The sequence below is a fragment of the Bacillus sp. JJ783 genome, from assembly GCF_036963225.1.
GTDB classification, from domain to species: domain Bacteria; phylum Bacillota; class Bacilli; order Bacillales; family Bacillaceae_G; genus Bacillus_A; species Bacillus_A cereus_U.
Map to the genome: position 1 here is coordinate 1 of NZ_JBALMG010000265.1, position 1,724 is coordinate 1,724.

Genomic DNA, 1,724 nt, shown 5'->3' on the forward strand with positions numbered 1-1,724 from the left:
TGAATCATTTGCTTTAATTCAGTTATTCGAACAGTCGGCTCATAAGGATTTGTAGAATAGGAGCCTTCTGGGACGTTGAAATTTTTCGGGTCATATCCCCAGTTATATTGTGGTTCATTTAAAGTTTCTTCATTTACCGAGGCATAATCAAATAGCGGTAAAAACTGAACGTGAGTAACACCAAGATCTTTCATATGATCAAGTCCTGTTTTAACACCTTCAGGACCTTTTGTTCCTTTTTCTGTTACCCCTAAATATTTTCCTTTTTGCTTAATACCACTTTCAGGTTGGATGGAAAGATCGCGTACATGCAATTCATAAATAATAGCATCTTCCGGATTTTTAAATTTTGGTTTTTTGTTTGCTTTCCATTTTTTCGGATTTGTTTCTTCTAAATCAACAACTGCACCTTTATCTCCATTTACAGAAGCAGCACGCACATACGGATCAACCGCTTCAGTCCACTTATCCCCAATTTTCACCTTATACGTATAAAAGAGACCTTTTTGGTTCCCTTTAAGTTCTGCTTTCCAAGTTCCCTTTTCACCTTGTTGCATGTTTATTTCAGTACCTATTTTATCGCTCCATTTTTTATATGTAACTAACTTCGCTTCACTCGCAGTAGGAGCCCATAAACGGAACTTTGTATGTTGCGGAGTATATATATTCCCTAAATCATTACCACCATAATAAAATAAATTATCAAATTCCTCGCTACGAATGACTTTACCGATTTCAATATTCGCATCAGCTAAGTTTGCTATTTTAACTTTGTATGTTTGTTTTAAATCAATTTTCTGTTCCGTAATTATTTTAATCTTATTAGTAATATCTCCACTATTTGTATCATAAGGACTAATTCCCTTAATTTTAACGCCTTCAATTTCAATTTTCTGTTCCTTAATATTAAACGGAATATTAGTATTTATAGTGATTTCATTAAAACTATCAATAGTAGCTTTTTGAATAGAGAGATCCGAAGAAGGCTTAGAATCATATACTTTTTCATCACCCGAAAGGATCCATACTTCAGCACGACCATCCCTTATATTTTCAACCCAGTGATCACCTCCATCTTTTTCCCATTCATTGGTACGAACTATAAATCCTACACGATTATAGTCACCATCTATTTTTATCTTAGCGTATTTTCCAAATTCATCTTCACCAGTAAATTCATAAGATTTACCGTTTGCATTTTCTCCCCATACCCAAAGATTCCAGTCTTTTGTATTTCCAGATTTCTCTTTGTAATGAATGATAACTTCAGTTGTTTTCGAATTTGAAACTGCCTTCACACTCTGAAAAGAGAAAACAGATGATAACATAAAGATTATGGTAAGAAATAAAAATGATTTGTTAATTAATCTTTTTGTCATTTGCACCACATACACCCTTTCTTTAAATAGTACGAGCGATTTATTATGCTCGTACTAAATTACACTGCTTAAATTAATGTAGAAATCTCTTTTACTTCACCCCCATATTGACTATTTTCACGTATGTATTTCAATGATCTTTTAATACGAAAACGTTTGCATTAATGCTTAAAAAAATAGATTTGTTTTTGCCTTCATATATTTGTAAATACTAAAAGATCAAGGAAATCATTTTAAAGCAATCGTTTGTTATCGCTTTCATTCTATAGCACTTTCTATTAAGAGGTCAATATATTATTAATTTTCTGTTTTTATACATTTTAAACCTTATATATTTTTCGCAAC

The 1,724-nt window shown here is 32.0% G+C and carries 1 protein-coding gene; it reads right to left on the reverse strand.

Translation table 11 applies throughout. The features are described from left to right. On the reverse strand, nucleotides 1-1,385 hold a 1,385-nt coding region (locus V7038_RS29440; RefSeq protein WP_335696092.1), incomplete at its 3' end, for a type I pullulanase. Between the last annotated feature and the right edge of the window lie 339 nt (nucleotides 1,386-1,724).